General features: G+C 39.4%; 23 protein-coding genes and 1 pseudogene. 9 read left to right on the top strand and 15 right to left on the bottom strand.

Features of this window, described 5'->3' with window-relative positions; all coding sequences use genetic code 11:
• From era to BKK54_RS09715, 7 genes are all read right to left on the bottom strand, one after another.
• Window positions 1-909 carry a GTPase Era gene (era, locus tag BKK54_RS09685; RefSeq protein WP_077542872.1) on the bottom strand — a complete coding sequence of 303 codons (909 nt, stop codon included), beginning with the start codon at window positions 907-909 and terminating at the stop codon, window positions 1-3.
• Window positions 906-1,589, bottom strand: coding sequence for a ribonuclease III (rnc, locus tag BKK54_RS09690; RefSeq protein WP_077542928.1), 684 nt, complete (start codon window positions 1,587-1,589; stop codon window positions 906-908). The genes era and rnc overlap by 4 nt, the downstream gene beginning before the upstream one ends.
• Window position 1,590: 1 nt before the next feature.
• Window positions 1,591-2,640 (bottom strand): signal peptidase I, encoded by a 1,050-nt coding sequence (gene lepB / locus BKK54_RS09695; RefSeq protein WP_077542873.1) that lies wholly within the window; start codon window positions 2,638-2,640, stop codon window positions 1,591-1,593.
• A gap of 8 nt (window positions 2,641-2,648) precedes the next feature.
• Window positions 2,649-4,445 carry a translation elongation factor 4 gene (lepA, locus tag BKK54_RS09700; RefSeq protein ID WP_077542874.1) on the bottom strand — a complete coding sequence of 599 codons (1,797 nt, stop codon included), beginning with the start codon at window positions 4,443-4,445 and terminating at the stop codon, window positions 2,649-2,651.
• Between the two features lie 234 nt (window positions 4,446-4,679).
• Window positions 4,680-4,967, bottom strand: coding sequence for a hypothetical protein (locus BKK54_RS09705; protein WP_077542875.1), 288 nt, complete (start codon window positions 4,965-4,967; stop codon window positions 4,680-4,682).
• Window positions 4,967-5,200 (bottom strand): hypothetical protein, encoded by a 234-nt coding sequence (locus tag BKK54_RS09710; protein ID WP_077542876.1) that lies wholly within the window; start codon window positions 5,198-5,200, stop codon window positions 4,967-4,969. The genes BKK54_RS09705 and BKK54_RS09710 overlap by 1 nt, the downstream gene beginning before the upstream one ends.
• A gap of 3 nt (window positions 5,201-5,203) precedes the next feature.
• Window positions 5,204-5,704: a DUF805 domain-containing protein gene (locus tag BKK54_RS09715; protein ID WP_077542877.1), complete on the bottom strand. Its 501-nt coding sequence runs from the start codon at window positions 5,702-5,704 to the stop codon at window positions 5,204-5,206.
• A 130-nt stretch (window positions 5,705-5,834) separates the two neighbouring features.
• On the opposite strand from BKK54_RS09715, the gene BKK54_RS09720 reads away from it, so the two are divergent.
• Window positions 5,835-6,176 (top strand): helix-turn-helix domain-containing protein, encoded by a 342-nt coding sequence (locus BKK54_RS09720; RefSeq protein ID WP_077542878.1) that lies wholly within the window; start codon window positions 5,835-5,837, stop codon window positions 6,174-6,176.
• Between the two features lie 48 nt (window positions 6,177-6,224).
• On the opposite strand, the gene grcA is transcribed toward BKK54_RS09720, so the two are convergent.
• Window positions 6,225-6,608: an autonomous glycyl radical cofactor GrcA gene (grcA, locus tag BKK54_RS09725; protein WP_077542879.1), complete on the bottom strand. Its 384-nt coding sequence runs from the start codon at window positions 6,606-6,608 to the stop codon at window positions 6,225-6,227.
• A 266-nt stretch (window positions 6,609-6,874) separates the two neighbouring features.
• Here grcA and ung point away from each other — a divergent pair, with 266 nt between their 5' ends.
• Window positions 6,875-7,534, top strand: coding sequence for a uracil-DNA glycosylase (gene ung / locus BKK54_RS09730; protein WP_077542880.1), 660 nt, complete (start codon window positions 6,875-6,877; stop codon window positions 7,532-7,534).
• A 46-nt stretch (window positions 7,535-7,580) separates the two neighbouring features.
• Here the strand turns inward: ung and tadA are convergent, their stop codons facing one another.
• The 6 genes and pseudogenes from tadA to ampD all read right to left on the bottom strand — a co-directional run bounded on the left by tadA (window position 7,581) and on the right by ampD (window position 12,231).
• Window positions 7,581-8,084 carry a tRNA adenosine(34) deaminase TadA gene (gene tadA / locus BKK54_RS09735; RefSeq protein WP_347876294.1) on the bottom strand — a complete coding sequence of 168 codons (504 nt, stop codon included), beginning with the start codon at window positions 8,082-8,084 and terminating at the stop codon, window positions 7,581-7,583.
• Between the two features lie 8 nt (window positions 8,085-8,092).
• On the bottom strand, window positions 8,093-8,944 hold the full coding sequence (locus tag BKK54_RS09740; protein ID WP_077542882.1) for a thymidylate synthase: 852 nt from the start codon (window positions 8,942-8,944) through the stop codon (window positions 8,093-8,095).
• Window positions 8,945-8,953: 9 nt separating this feature from the next.
• Window positions 8,954-9,757, bottom strand: a complete 804-nt coding sequence (gene lgt, locus BKK54_RS09745; protein ID WP_432213698.1) for a prolipoprotein diacylglyceryl transferase — start codon at window positions 9,755-9,757, stop codon at window positions 8,954-8,956.
• 8 nt (window positions 9,758-9,765) lie between these two features.
• Window positions 9,766-10,563: a sulfite exporter TauE/SafE family protein gene (locus BKK54_RS09750; protein ID WP_077542884.1), complete on the bottom strand. Its 798-nt coding sequence runs from the start codon at window positions 10,561-10,563 to the stop codon at window positions 9,766-9,768.
• A gap of 119 nt (window positions 10,564-10,682) precedes the next feature.
• A pseudogene (rppH, locus tag BKK54_RS09755) lies at window positions 10,683-11,151 on the bottom strand (RNA pyrophosphohydrolase); the annotation flags it as partial.
• Between the two features lie 510 nt (window positions 11,152-11,661).
• The gene (gene ampD, locus BKK54_RS09760; protein ID WP_077542886.1) at window positions 11,662-12,231 is read right to left on the bottom strand and encodes a 1,6-anhydro-N-acetylmuramyl-L-alanine amidase AmpD; all 570 of its coding nucleotides are present in this window, start codon (window positions 12,229-12,231) and stop codon (window positions 11,662-11,664) included.
• A gap of 122 nt (window positions 12,232-12,353) precedes the next feature.
• On the opposite strand from ampD, the gene BKK54_RS09765 reads away from it, so the two are divergent.
• The 7 genes from BKK54_RS09765 to BKK54_RS09795 are packed head-to-tail and all read left to right on the top strand — an operon-like array spanning window position 12,354 to window position 17,182.
• Window positions 12,354-12,791: a prepilin-type N-terminal cleavage/methylation domain-containing protein gene (locus BKK54_RS09765; RefSeq protein WP_077542887.1), complete on the top strand. Its 438-nt coding sequence runs from the start codon at window positions 12,354-12,356 to the stop codon at window positions 12,789-12,791.
• Window positions 12,788-14,179 carry a GspE/PulE family protein gene (locus tag BKK54_RS09770; RefSeq protein WP_077542888.1) on the top strand — a complete coding sequence of 464 codons (1,392 nt, stop codon included), beginning with the start codon at window positions 12,788-12,790 and terminating at the stop codon, window positions 14,177-14,179. Before BKK54_RS09765 ends, BKK54_RS09770 begins: the two co-directional genes overlap by 4 nt.
• 1 nt (window position 14,180) lies before the next feature.
• Window positions 14,181-15,404, top strand: coding sequence for a type II secretion system F family protein (locus BKK54_RS09775; protein ID WP_077542889.1), 1,224 nt, complete (start codon window positions 14,181-14,183; stop codon window positions 15,402-15,404).
• Window positions 15,401-16,090 (top strand): prepilin peptidase, encoded by a 690-nt coding sequence (locus BKK54_RS09780; protein ID WP_077542890.1) that lies wholly within the window; start codon window positions 15,401-15,403, stop codon window positions 16,088-16,090. Before BKK54_RS09775 ends, BKK54_RS09780 begins: the two co-directional genes overlap by 4 nt.
• A gap of 9 nt (window positions 16,091-16,099) precedes the next feature.
• Window positions 16,100-16,720, top strand: a complete 621-nt coding sequence (gene coaE, locus BKK54_RS09785) for a dephospho-CoA kinase (protein WP_077542891.1) — start codon at window positions 16,100-16,102, stop codon at window positions 16,718-16,720.
• Window positions 16,713-16,919: a DNA gyrase inhibitor YacG gene (gene yacG, locus BKK54_RS09790; RefSeq protein ID WP_077542892.1), complete on the top strand. Its 207-nt coding sequence runs from the start codon at window positions 16,713-16,715 to the stop codon at window positions 16,917-16,919. The genes coaE and yacG overlap by 8 nt, the downstream gene beginning before the upstream one ends.
• Window positions 16,916-17,182 carry a GNAT family N-acetyltransferase gene (locus tag BKK54_RS09795; RefSeq protein ID WP_077542893.1) on the top strand — a complete coding sequence of 89 codons (267 nt, stop codon included), beginning with the start codon at window positions 16,916-16,918 and terminating at the stop codon, window positions 17,180-17,182. The genes yacG and BKK54_RS09795 overlap by 4 nt, the downstream gene beginning before the upstream one ends.
• A 25-nt stretch (window positions 17,183-17,207) precedes the next feature.
• Here the strand turns inward: BKK54_RS09795 and pyrG are convergent, their stop codons facing one another.
• On the bottom strand, window positions 17,208-18,842 hold the full coding sequence (gene pyrG / locus BKK54_RS09800) for a glutamine hydrolyzing CTP synthase (RefSeq protein ID WP_077542894.1): 1,635 nt from the start codon (window positions 18,840-18,842) through the stop codon (window positions 17,208-17,210).
• Between the last annotated feature and the right edge of the window lie 251 nt (window positions 18,843-19,093).

Here is a 19,093-nt window from a genome sequence, read left to right on the forward strand (position 1 = left end):
TTATTCGTCCATATAGCCTAGGCTACGCAATGCACGTTCATCATCCGCCCAGCCGGATTTCACTTTCACCCATAATTCAAGATGAACTTTGTTATCAAATAGGCGCTCCATATCCGCACGGGCTTCCATACCGATGGTTTTGATTTTTTGTCCTCGTGCGCCAATCACCATTTTCTTTTGTCCTTCACGTTCCACCAAAATCAAACCATTGATTTCATAAGTGCCACGTTCATTCACTTTAAACTGTTCAATTTCAACGGTGACCGAATAAGGTAGTTCTTCTCCGGTAAAACGCATTAATTTCTCACGGATAATTTCCGATGCCATAAAACGTTGTGAACGATCTGTGACATAATCTTCAGGAAAATGGTGAACGCCTTCACGTAAAGCTGAACGTACAATTTTTTCCAGTTCGTGAACATTATTACCACGTTGTGCAGAAATCGGTACGATATGGGCAAAATCAAATTTACCGCTTAATTCAGTGATAAACGGCAATAAATCATCTTTATTTTTGATGTTATCTACCTTATTAATTGCCAATACTACCGGTGCTTTCGCGTTGCGAAGTTTGTTTAACACCATTTCATCATCAGCATTCCAATGGGTGCCGTCCACCACAAAAATAATAAGATCCACATCGCCGATAGCACTACTTGCCGCACGGTTCATTAAACGATTGATAGCACGTTTTTCTTCAATATGAAGCCCCGGGGTATCCACATAAATTTCTTGATAAGCCCCTTCTGTTTTGATCCCCACAATACGGTGACGGGTAGTTTGGGCTTTACGTGAGGTAATGGAGATTTTCTGCCCTAAAATTTTATTTAAGAGCGTTGATTTCCCGACATTCGGGCGACCTACAATGGCAATAAAGCCGCAATAGGTTTTGTCAGATTGTTCTGTCATTTGATGTCCAGTTCTTTTAAAATTTGTTCTGCTGCGGCCTGTTCTGCTTTACGGCGACTTGAGCCTTTCGCCACAAAAGTGCGGTCAATTTTAGCCACATTTTTCACTTTGCATTCAACGGTGAAAGTTTGGCAATGGGGTTCACCTTGAATGTTAATGACTTCATAACTTGGTAATGCCAGCCCTTTACCTTGTAAATATTCTTGTAGGCGGGTTTTGGCATCTTTTTGATTATCACCCGGTTTGATTTCTGCCAACAGAGTTTTATACCAAGTTTGGATCACTTGTGTTGTGAGAACAATGCCTTGATCCAACGACATGGCACCAATAATTGCTTCCACGCAGTCCGCAAGGATTGATTCACGGCGAAAACCACCACTTTTCAACTCACCGGAACCAAGCGACATATATTCCCCCAGTTCAAACTGACGGGCTAGCACTGCTAATGTTTTTTCTCTCACTAAAGTCGCACGCATACGGCTCAATTCACCTTCATTACAACGGGGAAATTGATGAAATAAGGCTTCTGCAATGGTGAAATTGAGGATGGAATCACCCAGAAACTCTAGGCGTTCATTGTGTTTTGTCGCAGCACTCCGATGGGTGAGTGCCAATTTTAAGAGCGAACTATCCTTAAATTGGTAACCGATTTTTCGCTCTAATCTCTCTAAATGATTCATCTTATTTAATTGCTGTAAAGAAACGTTCAAAACGCAAGCCTGTCGGCCATTCGTTTGGTTCTTTTTCCAGACTCATCCAAATATAAGTGGCTTTACCGACAATATTTTTTTCCGGTACAAATCCCCAAAAACGACTGTCATCACTGTGATCGCGATTATCACCCATGACAAAATACTGTCCTTCCGGCACGACCCACTCCGCCGTTGGATTACCTTCTTGTGGGAAAAATTCCGGCCCAGCATAACGGCGATATGGGCTGATCAACACGTTGTGTACCGCATCACCTTTTTCTGTCAATTCCAATTCATTCGGAAATGCCGGATTCGTTGGATTTTGGCTATATTCAAATGTTTTGGTTTCACAATTTACATCGCAAGGTTTGCCTTCTTTACCATACACAATCTTCAATGTTTTTTGATCCATATCGAAAATGACACGGTCTCCGCCTTGCCCGACAATACGCTTTATGTAATCGACACCGGACATATTATTTTTTGAGGTTAAGGCTAAATTTTCCGCATAGGCGGCTCGGGTAGCCCCTAATCCTGTGCGGAGTAAGGCTTGTTCCGGTGCTTTAAATACGATGACATCACCACGTTGTGGTTTCTCCCCTTCAATAATCGTATTTTGGAAAATCGGGTCTTTGACACCATAGGCATATTTATTCACCACGAGAAAATCGCCAACACGTAATGTGGATTCCATCGAGCCTGAAGGAATTTGGAAGGGTTCAAACAAAAAAGAACGCACAAGGAAAACAACGGCTAATACAGGAAACAGTGAAGACAAAAACTCCGCACCTTCCGAAATGGGTTCGATTTTGGCTTTTTCCTCATCACTCAGAGCTTGACCTGAACGTTGTTCCGCACGGAGGATTTGACGATAGCGTTTAGGCACAACAACAAAACGATGATAGCACCATAACACACCGGAAAGTACGGTCAAAATCAACAATAAAATGCTAAACGTATTGGGCAATTGGAAATAATCCAACGCCTTCCAAAGACCAAATCCTACGGCTAAAAAAATCACGAAAAATAAATTAGACATACTGTTCCTTATTTATCCTTACCCACATGTAAAATCGCCAAAAATGCCTCTTGCGGTACTTCTACATTACCCAGGGATTTCATTCGTTTTTTCCCTTCTTTTTGCTTCTGTAAAAGTTTTTTCTTACGGCTCACATCACCACCATAACATTTCGCCAACACGTTTTTACGTAATTGTTTCACCGTTGAGCGTGCAATAATGTGGTTACCAATAGCAGCTTGAATGGCAATATCAAATTGTTGACGAGGGATCAACTCACGCATTTTTTCCACTAATTCACGACCACGATACTGGGCGTTATCTTTATGCACAATTAAGGCTAAGGCATCCACTCGTTCACCATTGATCATAATATCGACACGCACCATATCCGCCGCTTGGAAACGTTTAAACCCATAATCCAGCGAGGCATAACCGCGAGAGGTGGATTTTAGACGATCGAAGAAATCCAGTACCACTTCACCCATTGGAATTTCATAAGTCAATGCAATTTGATTCCCGTGATAGACCATATTGGTTTGTACGCCACGTTTTTCCACACAGAGCGTAATCACATTTCCTAAGTATTCCTGCGGCACGAGCATATTACATTCTGCAATCGGTTCACGAATTTCGGAAATATTATTAAGCGGCGGTAGTTTAGCCGGACTATCCACATACACTACTTCGCCATTAGTCATTTCAACTTCATAAATTACTGTTGGTGCGGTGGTGATTAAATCAAGATCATACTCCCGTTCTAAGCGTTCTTGAATGATCTCCATATGGAGAAGTCCCAAGAAACCACAACGGAAACCGAAACCAAGTGCGGTTGAATTTTCCGGTTCATAGAATAATGAGGCATCATTGAGGCTTAATTTACCTAAGGCATCACGAAATGCCTCATAATCGTCCGAACTAACGGGGAACAAGCCCGCATAAACTTGTGGTTTAACTTTCTTAAAGCCCGGTAAAACATGGCTTGCCGGATGGTGTTGATGGGTTAAGGTATCGCCTACCGGTGCCCCTAAAATATCTTTAATCGCACAAACGACCCAGCCTACTTCACCACAGTTTAATACCGTGGTATCCTCTTGCTTTGGCGTGAAAATACCAAGGCGATCTACGTTATAAGCCTGCCCTGTAGACATCACTTTAATTTTATCGCCTTTGCGTAGCGTACCGTTTTTAATCCGCACAAGGGAAACCACGCCCAGATAATTATCGAACCAAGAATCAATGATTAAGGCTTGTAATGGTGCGTCAGGATCGCCTTCCGGTGCAGGAATTTTTGCCACAATTTCTTCTAACACATCTTCAATGCCCTGTCCGGTTTTCGCCGAGCAACGCACCGCATCCATCGCATCAATACCCACAATATCTTCGATTTCTTCTGCTACACGTTCAGGATCTGCCGCAGGCAAGTCAATTTTGTTTAAAATTGGTACGACTTCAAGATCCATTTCAATTGCCGTGTAACAATTTGCTAAAGTTTGTGCCTCAACACCTTGCCCCGCATCCACCACCAATAATGCCCCTTCACAAGCGGCGAGGGAACGTGATACTTCATAGGAAAAATCCACATGTCCCGGTGTATCAATAAAGTTTAATTGATAGGTTTCGCCATCTTTGGCTTTGTAATTTAAGGTGACACTTTGAGCCTTAATAGTGATGCCACGTTCACGTTCAAGATCCATTGAATCCAACACCTGTGCTTCCATTTCACGATCGGAAAGCCCGCCACAAGTTTGAATCAAACGGTCTGACAGCGTTGATTTACCATGGTCAATGTGAGCAATAATAGAAAAGTTACGAATATTCTTCATAAAAGATAATGTTCTCAAAAATCAACAAATTTAACTGGCGGATTGTACCTGAAAAGCGAAGGAATCGCTAGGAAAGAAAGGAAAGTGCGGTGGATTTTTCGCGATTTTTCTTGATGAATGCGGTCTATCTGGGGATAAAAATGAAATGAGCCAAATTTTAATTATTTGGCTCAACATACATTGCAAATGTAAAAATCAGATCGCTATTTTGGTGAAATATTTTTCAAACAAAACTTAACTAAGTTTGATAGCTTTCCCTTCAAAATCAACATATTCAATCGTTAGTTCTGTAAATTGACCTGAAACTAGTGCTTCTAACTCTTGCTTTATTGCCATTTCATATTGAGAATGATCGGCTAACTCAATAACTCTTGAAAAAAATAGATCTTTTTCATTTTGAGCTTCTAAGTATTTATAGCCATTCTCAACTAACTTATTTACAAAAGCCCCAATATCCACACCTTTATTTGGACGAATGATAATTTTAGTTTCTGTTATGTGAGATGATGTAAATCTACTCATTAGTTTCTTCTCCACTTATTTCTTTCCGGATCAACCTCAATAGACATAGGACAAAACCCTTTTACAACAATAGAAACTTTAAAACCACCTAAAGTTTCATAATAACAGCGAGTATAGAACACATCCCCCGTGTCTGACTCTCCAATATTAGTGGCATACTCCCAATCTGCTAGAGCTACGCTAGAAGCTACGACCCCAAATACTAAAAGCATTAATTTTCCTAACTTACGCATATGTTACTCCTGTTTTTGTGTGATGTTGTGTTTTTTCCAAAACGGAATAGGCTCTGCTCCAAATTGATTTTCTCCTTTTGTTCCTTTTATAAAAACAAGTGAAGTAAGACAAATGAGCGAAATGAATCCTAAAAGTAACGTATATTCGATTCTAGCAAAAGAGAGGAACACTACGATAATCTCAAGGAGAGCAATAGTTATCCCTAATCCACTATTTCCAAAAGATTTATCATAATCATGTATACGTCTTACAATATGCGAATATTTAAAAATTGTGACCAAAACAACTAAAACTAGCACAATAGCAGCGAAAAAAATAATCTCATACACACTAAAATTTTTTATAGTAGAAGGAGAATTCAATACTTGTAGAAAAACATAAGCTAATGTGTTGAACACGAAGAGTGAAATTATGAAAAAAAGTAAAAAAATCGCAAAGTGCAATCTTCCAATACGTCCTTTAAAGCCAAATAAAAAATTCCAAGTTTTTTTCAATTTATTCATTTTTAACCTCTAGAGCAGAAAATATAACATAAACGAATTTTCAATTGGCATTATATTCATTTATAAACCTTCTTACAAGCATAAAAATCACTATAAATATGCAGTTATTGAATATTTATAGTGTAAAGATATGGCAAAATTTGTTCCAAGCAAGATAGATCAATTAGTTGGTCAGCGAATCCAGAAAAAACGTAAGGAGCTTGGTCTTACCGCTGAAAAACTTTCTGAATATGTGGATATTTCTCAACCCCAACTTTCTCGCTATGAACGTGGTACAAACAAAATCAATTTGACACATCTCGTTGCGATTGCTGCTTTTTTAAAAACACCAATGAGCTATTTCTTTGCCGATTGTATGGATAACTTAGAATGGAATCAGGATGAATTAGATAGGACTTGGTTAGGATTAAGCCACTCTCAGAAAAGTATTGTGGTTCAGTTAGTAAAAGAGTTTAATAAAACATCAAGCTAAAAGAACAAAACCCCGATAAAATCGGGGCTTTTCTTATTTGATATAAAATTATAAACTTTCAGTGAAAGTACGGGTGATTACATCACGCTGTTGTTCAGGCGTTAAAGAGTTAAAACGTACGGCATAACCGGAAACACGGATGGTTAATTGTGGATATTTATCCGGATTGTTTACCGCATCTTCTAGAGTTTCACGACGTAGCACGTTTACGTTTAAATGTTGACCACCTTCAACTTTTACGGTTGGTGCGACATTTACCGGTAATTCACGATATTCGATTTGACCAAGTTCGCTCACTGCAACCACTTGGTCTTCGGAAAATTCACCTTTCGCACATAAGCAACGTGCTTCATTGGTTTCGCTGTCTAATAACCAGAATGAGTTAAGTAAATTGTCATTCGCTGCTTGAGTAATTTGAATACCTTTAATCATAATAGCCTCCTAATTGGCATCTGTATAATCATAAAAACTGTGCAAATTTTATCAAAAATTTTGAATACTTCAAATTCTTTTGATAAAGAACAAGTTATTTTTTATAGCTATTTTTAAAATTTTGATGTAAATCAAAATATCAATCAATCAATCCTCTAATATTATATTTTTATTAACAAAAATATTACATTTCAAATAAATCAATCCTACCTAGGCAATCATATTTCATTTATAATATTACCAATTAACTTTTAATAGGATTCATTATGAAAACTTGGACTGATGTTATCGGTAAAGAAAAAGAGCAACCCTATTTTCAGCACACATTAAAACAAGTTCACCTTGCTAGACAAAATGGAAAAACGATTTATCCACCGCAGGAAGATGTATTTAATGCCTTTAAATACACGGCATTTGAAGATGTCAAAGTGGTGATTTTAGGACAAGATCCTTATCACGGACCAAATCAAGCACATGGACTTGCCTTTTCAGTGAAACCTGACGTCCCCATTCCTCCTTCCTTATTAAATATCTACAAAGAATTAAGCCAAGATATCCCTGATTTTCAAATACCTGACAATGGCTATTTAGTGAAATGGGCGGAACAAGGTGTATTATTACTCAATACTGTTTTGACCGTTGAGCGTGGATACGCCCATTCGCACGCTAATTTAGGCTGGGAAACCTTTACTGACCGTGTCATCGCTGCACTCAATGAGCAGCGTGAAAATTTAGTTTTTTTACTTTGGGGAAGCCATGCGCAGAAAAAAGGCAGCATAATTGACCGCTCCCGCCATTGTGTTTTAACCGCTCCCCACCCTTCTCCTCTCTCTGCCCACCGTGGTTTTTTCGGATGTAAACATTTTTCCAAAACTAATCAATATTTAAGTGATAAAGGCATGACAGAGATCAATTGGCAACTTTAAATTTTGACTAACTAGAAATCCATCCTTGGCTGGAGACTATTTATTTTTAGTACAGATCTTTAGAGGAGTTTATTTTCTCTTGTTTCTTTTGCTGACGACGTTTTTTAAAAAAAGCGCTCAACTTTTCACTACATTCTTGTGCAAGTATGCCACCAGTGATTTCGACCTTATGGTTCATCTGATAATCATCAAAAAAGTGAAAACGGGAACCCACCGCACCGGTTTTATAATCAGACGCACCAAACACCAAACGCTGAATTCGGCTGTGTAAAATCGCACCGGCACACATGGTGCAGGGTTCGAGAGTAACATAAAGAGTGGTATTAAGTAGGCGATAGTTTTGTACTTTTTTTGCAGCATTACGTAATGCCACAATTTCAGCATGGGCAGTCGGGTCATTCTCGGTAATAGAAAAATTCCAACCTTCTCCAAGAATATTTCCCTCGCTATCGACAAGGACTGCACCAACAGGAATTTCACCCAAGCATTCGGCTTTATCCGCCAAACTCAGGGCATAGCGCATAAATTTCTCATCAAAATCTGACCGCACTTTCCCCCCTACACTGAGAAAGGATATTTAATCGGCTCATGAGATTGATAGCCACTCACCCTAAAATCGTCCATCGTGACCCAAGTTTCCAAATCTTCAAGAGTTTTGATATCAGGGTTAATTTCCAATTTCGGCAGTGGTAAAGGTTCGCGTTTTAATTGTACATCACGCATTAATTCCAGTTGATCTTCATAAATATGTGCATTAATAATTTTATGAAAGGCTTTGCCTGCTTTTTTTCCGGTAATTTGTGCCATTAACGCAAGAAAAGTAAAAACTTGAATCTGATTGAAATTTAATCCTAAAGGAACATCGCAAGAGCGTTGGTAACTAGTGAGATGCAAAGTCTCCCCCACAAGGGAGAAGGTATGCGTGTGCATACAAGGACGTAAACAGCCAAGATCAATTTCACCGGGGTTAAAAAAGGTCATGATTTCACCACGGTCATCAATGCCTTGAGTGAGATTGTTTACTATTTTACGAAGTTGATCCACCGTTTCGCCATTCGGTTTACGCCATGCTCTGCCTTGAACACCATAAACACGTCCCATATCGTCTGTGCCTTTACGATGTGGATTAGCAAGCCATGCGGTATTTTCATTGGCATTGGCATCCCAAGTTTTGGTGCCGAGTTTACGAAAATCTGCCGCATTATCATAACCACGAATATAGCCTAAAAACTCTGCAATGGCAGCCTTCCAATAGCTTTTTCTCGTGGTGATAAGGGGAAATTGGTTATTTGCTACATCATATTCCAAATCAGCGTTAATCACCGTTAAGCAACGCTTGCCCGTGCGCTCATTAGCAATCCATTCCCCTTCCTTAATAATACGGCGGCAAAGATCGAGATATTGTTTCATAAAAATTCCTTAATTTTTTACCGCACTTTTGCGTGTGTAAGCCCAACACATAATCAATGCGCCACCGATAATCATCGGTAAACACAAGGCTTGACCACGGGTCATAATGCCAAGGAAAGATTCCACTTCCGGCTCACGCACATATTCCACAATAAAGCGGAATACACCGTAACCCACTAAGAATAAACCGGCGACAGCCCCCATAGGACGTGTTTTTTTAATAAAAAGATTTAGCAATGTGAAGAGAACAAAACCTTCTAAAAATGCCTCATAAAGTTGCGAAGGATGACGAGGTAATAAAAGAGGATCGTTTGGAAAAATCATCGCCCAAGGTACATCGGTTTCACGCCCCCAAAGTTCAAGGTTAATAAAGTTGCCAATACGGCCTAATCCTAAACCAAAGGGAATTAATGGTGCCATAAAATCTGCTGTTTGCCAGAAATGACGTTTTTGTGAATAGGATGTCCAAATCATCGCAATAATTACACCAATTAATCCACCATGGAAAGACATTCCCCCTTCCCATACGCGGAATAAATAGGTCGGTTCCTGTAAGAATCGGTCAAAATTATAGAAAAATACGTCACCAATACGCCCTCCTAAAAATACCCCCATAAAACTATTAAAAAGTAGGGTATCCACTTGTTCAACCGTCCAACCGCTATTGGGTTGATTGGCACGCCGCACAGCAAGCCAGCGTGCAAAGACGAAACCAAGTAGATACATTAAACCATACCAGCGTAAACCGATATTGCTGTCACCAAAGGTAAAAATGCTCGGATCAAAATGGGGAAGGTGCAAATACTGATTCATAATTTTCCTTATTTGAGAAACATATTAATAGCAATCACAATTAATAATAATGCAAAACCTTTTTTTAGGGTTGATACAGGCAATTTCGCTGTGGCAGTTGCCCCTAATTTAGATGTAAAAAATGATGTTGCAGTAATACTAAAAACGGCAGGCAAATAAATATAACCGAGAGAATAGTCCGGCATGGCGGTATTTCCCCAGCCACTCACCATAAAACTCAACATACCAGATATACCAAGCAACATTCCACAAAAGGCTGAAGAACCGATTGCTTTTTTAATATCAATTCCACGTGAATTTAGAAATGGCACAATAAAACCGCCTCCCCCAATACCCGCAACACTGGATGCCATACCAATTAAAATTCCCCCAATAACGGATGATTTTGTGGTCAATGTTTTTGTCGCTTCAACAGGTTGAGGCTTAATGGAAACGATCATTTTCACGGCTAAATAAACAACAAGACAGGCAAATAGCTTTGCCGTAATATCACGATCTAACTTGCCAATAAATAAACCGGAGATAAAGACCGTCATCATAATCACAGGAGCTAAAATTTTTACGGCATCCCACACAATATTACCTAATTGATGATGGCGTTGTACAGAAGAAAACCCTGTAATCACAATCGTGGCAAAGGATGTCCCTAATGCGGTTGACATTAATAAGGGTTCTGGCACACCAACTATAGGTAACAAATAAACTAATGCAGGTACCACAATTAAACCGCCCCCAATGCCAAATAGCCCGGCGAGAAATCCGACAACACTGCCAACCAGCAAACTAATGATAATAAAAGTCAGCATAGCTTATCCCCTTTTATGGAATGGACGTTTTAGAGGTTTTGAATAATTCAACTTATGAGAGGAGGTGAATTTTAGATCCCGTTCCTGAAAATGTTCAGACGACCTATCTTTATCGTGAGAAAATAGAAAGGAAGAAAATTCTTTCATGGCCCGACGATAGACTTCTTTTTTAAAAGACACAACTTGGCGTACCGGATACCAAAAACTCACCCAACGCCAACCATCAAACTCTGGCGATTTTGTGGCTTTCATATTGATCTTTTTTTCATCAGAAACCAATTGTAATAAAAACCAACGCTGTTTTTGCCCTATACACATGGGTTTACTATCATAACGTAATAAACGTTTTGGCAATTTATAACGCAGCCAATGTTTTGAGACGTATAAAATGCGTACATCTTTCGGCTGCAATCCCACTTCTTCATACAATTCTCGATACATTGCTTGCTCGGCACTTTCGTTATCATTAATGCCACCTTGGGGAAATTGCCAAGAATTTTGCCCACAGCGTTTCGCCCAAAGAACTTGATTTTTTTGGTTACAAATCACAATCCCTACATTTGGACGATAGCCATCAAAATCGACCACTCTACGCTCTACCTTAAATTTTATGTATAAAAATAATCTGCGGATTGTTTCACAAATTGCCGTTTTTATCAACCGAAGGGGCGGAGATTTGAGACGGTTCGCGAACAAGGATCTGTGGATAAAGTTGTGACTAACCAAGGAATAATCCTTAATAAAATTGTGTAAAAACATATAAGGATCCTTTTTCTCCTTTATTTCATCAAATATTGATGATTTTTCACCCGACTTGATCTTTACCAAAAAGAAACCGCACTTTATTTCGACAAAGTGCGGTTAAAAAATCTTCATTATGAAAAGAACATCATAAAAAATGCTAAATCTCGATCAACCTTATGAGTTATTCAATATTTCTGTGGATAAAATTGTGGTTGGAAAAACCAATAATATTGGATAACTTCACCCACATTGACAATTAAAATCTCATAAAGATATTAAATCCTTATAATTCAATAAGTTAAATAAAAACCAGCGCAATAATTATTATATGTATCACATCACAAAATGGCGTGTCTATTTTTTAAGCGAAGATTTAACCTCCTTTAAATAACGATCCCAATCAAAATATTGACCGGGATCGATCTTCCTCCCCGGTGAAATATCTGAATGTCCAACAATACGTTCTTGAGTAATCTTTGGATAAGCCGCCATAATACATTTTGTCAGTGCTATCAACGCTTGATATTGCACTTCAGTAAAAGGCTGTTCATTACTCCCCTCAAGCTCAATACCAATGGAAAAATCATTACATCTTTCTCGCCCTTCAAAGCAGGAAACACCGGCATGCCATGCCCGATCATTAAAATTCACATATTGTGTAATCACGCCATGACGATCGATCAAACAGTGGGACGATACCCGCATTTGATGAATTTCCTCAAAATAGGGATGAAGTTTGGGATCTAACTTACCTTGAAAAAAATCGTCAATATATCCTCCCCCAAACTGTTCCGGCGGTAAGCTAATATAATGAATGACCAACAACGAAATATCATCTGAATCCAAACGTTCATCAAAATGAGGAGAAGATATTTGCCGGCAATCAGTCAGCCAACCTTGCTCAATACATTTCTGTTTTTTCATGATTTTTTCCTATTTTTACGATCAGGCTCGCACAAAAAGAGCGGTCAAATTTACAAAGTTTTTTTCCTTCCACACAATGCTCTAGCCAATATTGGCTTAACCTACATTTATAAGGAAAACCAATGAAAATCATCTCTCAATCTAAACTGAAAAAAGGATTCACACTCATTGAATTAATGATCGTGATTGCGATCATTGCCATTCTTGCAACTATCGCCATTCCTTCTTACCAGAATTATACCAAAAAGGCGGCAATGTCCGAATTACTGCAAGCCTCCGCACCTTTTAAATCTGACGTAGAACTTTGTGTTTATGGAACAGGAGCAACCAGCAATTGCAGTGGAGGCTCAAATGGTGTTGCCGCTAACATCACCACGGCAAAGGGCTACGTAAAAAGTATTAATACAAATGCCGGTGCCATTACTGTTATCGGTAACGGGACATTAGATGGGGTAGAATATACGCTCACAGCAAGTGGCGATAGTACCAGAGGCGTAACTTGGTCAACCACCTGTACAGGCGATGCAACTTTATTTCCAGCCGGATTTTGTTCAAGATGATGGACTATGCCTCTCTTCATGCGCATCGAGCAATGGCACAAAATGGCGAGATTTTTATCATCTCGCCCGATTTATGGGAACGTAATCAACAGCAACAATCCCTTTTCTTACGCTACTTTGCTCTTCCTCTAAAGGAAGATAACAACCGATTATGGCTTGGTGTTGATTCACTTTCCAATCTTTCTGCTTGTGAAACTATTGCCTTTATCAGTGGAAAATTGGTAGAACCCATTTTGCTTGATAGCGCCCAACTCAAGGATCTTTTACAAAAACTTGCCCCACAAACCATGCAAGTGGAAGAGCAAGTGACTTTCTATCATCAGGAACAAGAGAATCACGAAAAAAATGATGATGAACCTGTTATTCAGCTACTAAATCGAATTTTTGAATCAGCATTAGAAAAAAATGCGTCCGATATTCACTTAGAAACCTTACAGAATTATTTCCAAGTGCGATTTAGAATTGACGGTGTTTTACAACCTCAATCCCCACTTAGCAAAAATTTAGCGAATCGATTAATTTCCCGATTAAAACTTCTTGCGAAACTAGATATCAGTGAAACCCGCTTACCACAGGACGGACGCTTTCAATTTAAAACGACCTTTTCTGATATTCTTGACTTTCGCCTTTCAACACTACCAACACATTGGGGCGAAAAAGTAGTGCTTCGAGCACAGCAAAATAAACCGGTAGAATTAAGTTTTGCACAACTGGGAATGACGAAGTCACAACAACAGGCATTTCAGCAGGCACTCTGTCAGCCTCAAGGTTTGATTCTGGTTACAGGTCCAACAGGTAGTGGAAAAAGTATCTCGCTTTATACCGCACTTCAATGGCTCAACACGCCTGATAAGCACATTATGACTGCAGAGGACCCCATCGAAATAGAATTAGAGGGGATTATCCAAAGCCAAATAAACCCTCAAATCGGATTGGATTTTAGTCGCCTACTACGTTCATTTTTACGACAAGATCCCGACATTATTATGCTTGGTGAAATTCGAGATGAAGAAAGTGCGGCAATGGCACTACGTGCTGCTCAAACCGGCCATTTAGTGCTTTCAACATTGCATACCAATGATGCCTTTTCAGCAATTTCACGTTTGCAACAACTGGGAATCCAACAACATGAAATCGAAAGTTCTTTATTGTTGGTGATTGCGCAGCGGCTTGTACGAAAATGTTGCCAAAAGTGCGGTCAATTTCGCACAGATTCCTGTGATTGTCATCAAGGTTATCGTGGTCGAATTGGTGTTTATCAATTCTTACATCGACAACAAAATGGCTATCAAACGGATTTTGATAACCTTCATCAAAGTGGGCTGGAAAAAGTCAAGCAAGGAATTACCGATAAAGAAGAAATTTATCGTGTTTTAGGTATAGAATAATATGACAAAGAAACTTTTTTACTTCCAAGGACAAAATGCCTTAAATCAAATACAAAAAGGCTCGATCATTGCTGAGTCTGCCCAACAAGCCCAATTCCAATTAATGAATCGTGGCCTCACCAATATTAAATTAAAACGGAATTGGCAACTCAATAGTAAACCGAAAAATACGGAAATTAGTACATTATTGAATCAACTTGCCACTCTTCTACAATCGGCTATTCCTCTCAAAAATAGTTTACAAATTTTACAGCAGAATTGTACTCAACTTTCATTAAATTCTTGGCTAGAAAAACTTTTACACGCCATTGAATCAGGATTATCCTTTTCTCAAAGTATTGAGCAACAAGGAAAATATCTTACTCAGCAAGAAATTCAACTAATTCAAGTGGGTGAAATGACAGGAAAACTGGCAATTGTCTGTGGAAAAATTGCCACACATCGTCAAAAATCCCTCGCATTACAACGTAAATTACAAAAAATTATGCTTTATCCTTCCATGGTATTAGGAATTTCTTTGTTGCTTACCCTTGCACTTTTACTTTTTATCGTGCCACAATTTGCCGAAATGTATCAAGGTAATCACGCCGAGTTACCACCTTTAACGTCTCTGTTGCTTAGTACATCTCATTTTCTTAAAGAAGACATGGGGATCGTTATATGTCTTACGCTAATCTCCGTTCTGCTTTATCAACTAAAATTAAAACATTTAGTATGGTTTCAGCAGCAAAAAGCACGAATAATCTCTACCCTACCTATTTTTGGCAACATTCAGTATCTCTCCCGTTTGGTAAATTTTAGCCAAAGTTTGAATATTATGCTGCACGCCGGTGTACCACTTAACCAAGCGTTAAATAGTTTTCTACCGCACATACACACTTGGCAAAAAAGCTCAAAAACCACCATAAATGATCACATTCTTGATACCGAAGTGCGCTCAATTTTACAATGGGTTTCACAGGGCTATCGCTTTTCAGAGAGCGTCAGTAGCCACATTTTTCCAATGGAAGCCCAACAAATGCTCCAAATTGGTGAAAAAAGTGGCAAACTTGCCTTGATGCTACAATATATTTCCGAAAGCTATCAAGAAAAACTCAACCATCAAATTGATCTCCTTTCCCAAATGCTAGAGCCCTTAATGATGGTGATTATTGGTAGCCTCATCGGTATCATTATGATGGGAATGTATTTACCCATTTTTAATATGGGCTCAGTTGTACAATGATTTTATTTTCTTCCTTTTTACTTGGTGGAATATTCGGTATTCTCTTATGGTTTTATATTTCAGGTTTTATTGAACGTTTACAAACGGATATTTACAACACATATATTGAATTATTCCCTCAACATCCTCCTGTATTCCGGCCAAGTTCTGCCACTATTCAAGGTAAAAAGTGCGGCCATATTTCCAAGTATTTTTTCTTTTGTGGGATACTCTTCACTTGTTTAATCAAATTGACCGAAAATCCCCTTTTGGCTTTATGGCTTGGTTGCACAATCATTTTGCTTTGGGCAATAGCCTATCTCGATTGGCAATATCAACTCATTTCTCCCTCGCCTTGCCTCTGGTTAACCGCCCTAGGGTTAATCGGTGCATCTCAATCTCTTTCTCCCTTAACATTAGAAGAAAGCCTACAAAGTGCGGTCGGTTTTTTCCTTATTTTTTATGGCATTTATTGGATTTCTAAATGGTATTATAAAAAAGAAGCTTTCGGACAAGGGGATTATTGGCTTGCCCTTGCACTTGGTACTTACCTACCTTTAGTATATCTACCATTTTTTCTGCTAACTGCCTGCTCATTAGGTATTCTATTTGCCCTCATTTACCAAAAAAGAAACGCATTTTTACCTTTTGCACCTTTCCTCTGTTTCTCAACTTTTGTAGTATGGGTATTCAATTATTATTCATAAAGGATTGCCATGACTTATATTGTAGGTCTCACCGGTGGTATCGGTAGCGGAAAAAGTACCATTACCCATTTATTCTCAGATCTTGGCGTTCCCATCGTAGATGCCGATATCATCGCACGCGAAGTGGTGGAAAAAGGCTCGCCTTTACTTGAACAAATTGTCGGGCATTTTGGCGAGGCTGTTTTACTAGAAAATGGAGAGCTCAACCGAGCCGCATTACGTCAACAGGTATTTGCTAACGAAGCGGAAAAAAATTGGCTCGATGGCTTACTTCACCCTGCGATTAGAGAAGCGATGTTGGAACAACTTTCCGCCCAAACCGCCCCCTATACGCTTTTCGTTGTACCGCTTCTTATTGAAAATAACCTTACTGAGCTTTGCCAGAGAATACTCGTCATTGATGTCCCCCCTCAAACACAGCTGACTCGTGCGATGAAAAGAGATCAAAATAATCTTGAGCAAATTCAACGGATTATGAATGCACAAGTAAGCAGAACAGAACGTTTAAAATGGGCTACGGAGATTATTAACAATGATAAAGATCTCGCTGAAAATCTACCGCACTTAAAACAAAAAGTGCTAGAATTGCACCGTTTTTATTTACAACAAGCGGAAGCAATTCATGTCTGAAGAAATCATTGAAGTACCTTGTCCAATTTGTCGAAAATCGGTTATTTGGACCACTCAAAGTCCGTTTCGTCCTTTTTGCAGCAAGCGTTGCCAACTCATCGATCTTGGTGAATGGGCAGCAGAAGAAAAAGCTATTCCAAGTGATACTGCTGATTTTGCCACAGCCCCTAATTTAAGCGAAGAATGGAGATCAAAATGAAAATTCATCACCAAGAATCTCATCAACAAGGTGAGTTTTTTATTTTAAATGAACAGGGTGAAAAAATTGCCAAGCTCACTTACTTCTACGAAACAGAAAATAAAATTAACGCCAATCACACCTTTGTATCAAACCAGCTTCGAGGGCAAGGGATCGCAGATAAACTTTATCAAGCCTTAGTCACCTTTATCACTGAAAAACAGCTAGAACTCCATCCAACCTGTAGCTATATCGAAAAAAAATGGGCTAGGCGCTCATCCTAACCCAATATGATCCTCAGAATACTATTTAAGCTGATTTTTTGTGATTTTCGTAAGCCGCTTTAACAAAACCGGCAAATAGTGGGTGTCCATCACGTGGTGTGGAGGTAAATTCCGGATGGAACTGGCATGCCACAAACCAAGGGTGATTTGGCACTTCAATGATTTCCACTAGTTTTTTATCCGCAGATAAACCGGTTACCTTCAATCCCGCCTTTTCAATTTGTGGAAGTAAGACGTTATTCACTTCATAGCGGTGACGATGACGTTCTTCAATGGTTTCTGCACCATATAATTCACGCGCACGGCTTCCCTCTACTAAATGACACTGTTGTGCCCCTAAACGCATAGTACCACCAAGATCAGATTTGTCGGAACGCACTTCCGTATTGCCCTCGGCATCTTGCCATTCTGTAATTAATGCCACAACAGGCTGTTCACAATGACGGTCAAACTCGGAAGAGTTTGCTTTGGTTAGCCCAGCTACGTTGCGTGCATACTCAATCAATGCTGTTTGCATCCCTAAACAAATGCCTAAATAAGGCACATTGTTCTCACGTGCATATTGTGCGGTACGAATTTTACCTTCCACCCCACGATAACCAAAACCACCCGGTACAAGAATACCATTCACACCTTGAAGTACCTCTACACCTTTGGTTTCTACATCTTGTGAATCAATATATTTAATATTCACCGATAGGCGATTGGTTAATCCGGCGTGTTTTAATGCTTCATTCACGGATTTATAGGCATCCGGCAATTCCGTATATTTGCCCACCATACCAATGGTTACTTCCCCGACAGGATTAGCTTGTTTATAAAGCACCTGTTCCCATTCGGAAAGGTCAGCCTCTTGGCAGTTTAATCGGAAACGATCACAAACAAAATCATCCAATCCTTGAGATTTCAATAATGCCGGAATTTGATAGATCGAATTCACATCTTTTAATGAAATTACTGCACGCTCCGGAACATTACAAAACAGTGCGATTTTCGCCCGTTCATTTGGCGGGATCATACGATCAGAGCGGCAAATTAATACATCCGGCTGAATCCCGATGGACAATAATTCTTTTACCGAATGTTGGGTTGGTTTAGTTTTTACTTCACCTGCTGTCGGGATATAAGGAACAAGGGTTAAATGCATAAACAACGTATGCTCACGACCCACTTGTACCGCAAGCTGGCGTAGCGCCTCTAAAAATGGTAAGGATTCAATGTCCCCGACTGTTCCGCCCACTTCCACGATAACCACATCATAACCCTGCGCACCGGCAATTACGCGATCTTTAATTTCATTGGTAATATGCGGAATCACTTGAATGGTCGCACCAAGATAATCACCACGGCGTTCTTTGCGTAGCACTTCCGAATAAATTTTACCGGTAGTGAAATTATTGCGTTTCGTCATTTTCGTGCGGATAAAACGCTCATAATGACCTAAATCCAAATCCGTTTCCGCCCCGTCTTGTGTCACAAAGACTTCACCATGCTGAGTAGGGCTCATCGTTCCCGGATCCACATTAATATAGGGATCAAGTTTCATAATTGTCACGTTTAAACCACGCGCTTCTAAAATTGCCGCCAATGATGCTGCCGCAATGCCTTTACCTAACGATGATACAACACCGCCGGTGACGAAAATATAATTTGTAGCCATAGGGAACCTAATTCTTTGTTGGGATATAAATGATTATAGCTAATCATCTTACTAGACATTTCACAAAAGTGCGGTCGGAAATTGAAGAAGATTAGCTATCAAAGACGGGACGATAGTTTACCCGATTTATTGATCTAACTCAACGGGAATACCTTAATTAAACGCAAGGCTTATCCACCAAACTTACGATATTATGTAGCAAATGCACAAAAACAGAAATTTCAACGACATGTAGGGACACACGCAGTGTG

The sequence above is a fragment of the Rodentibacter genomosp. 1 genome, from assembly GCF_001999285.1.
Lineage (GTDB): Bacteria > Pseudomonadota > Gammaproteobacteria > Enterobacterales > Pasteurellaceae > Rodentibacter.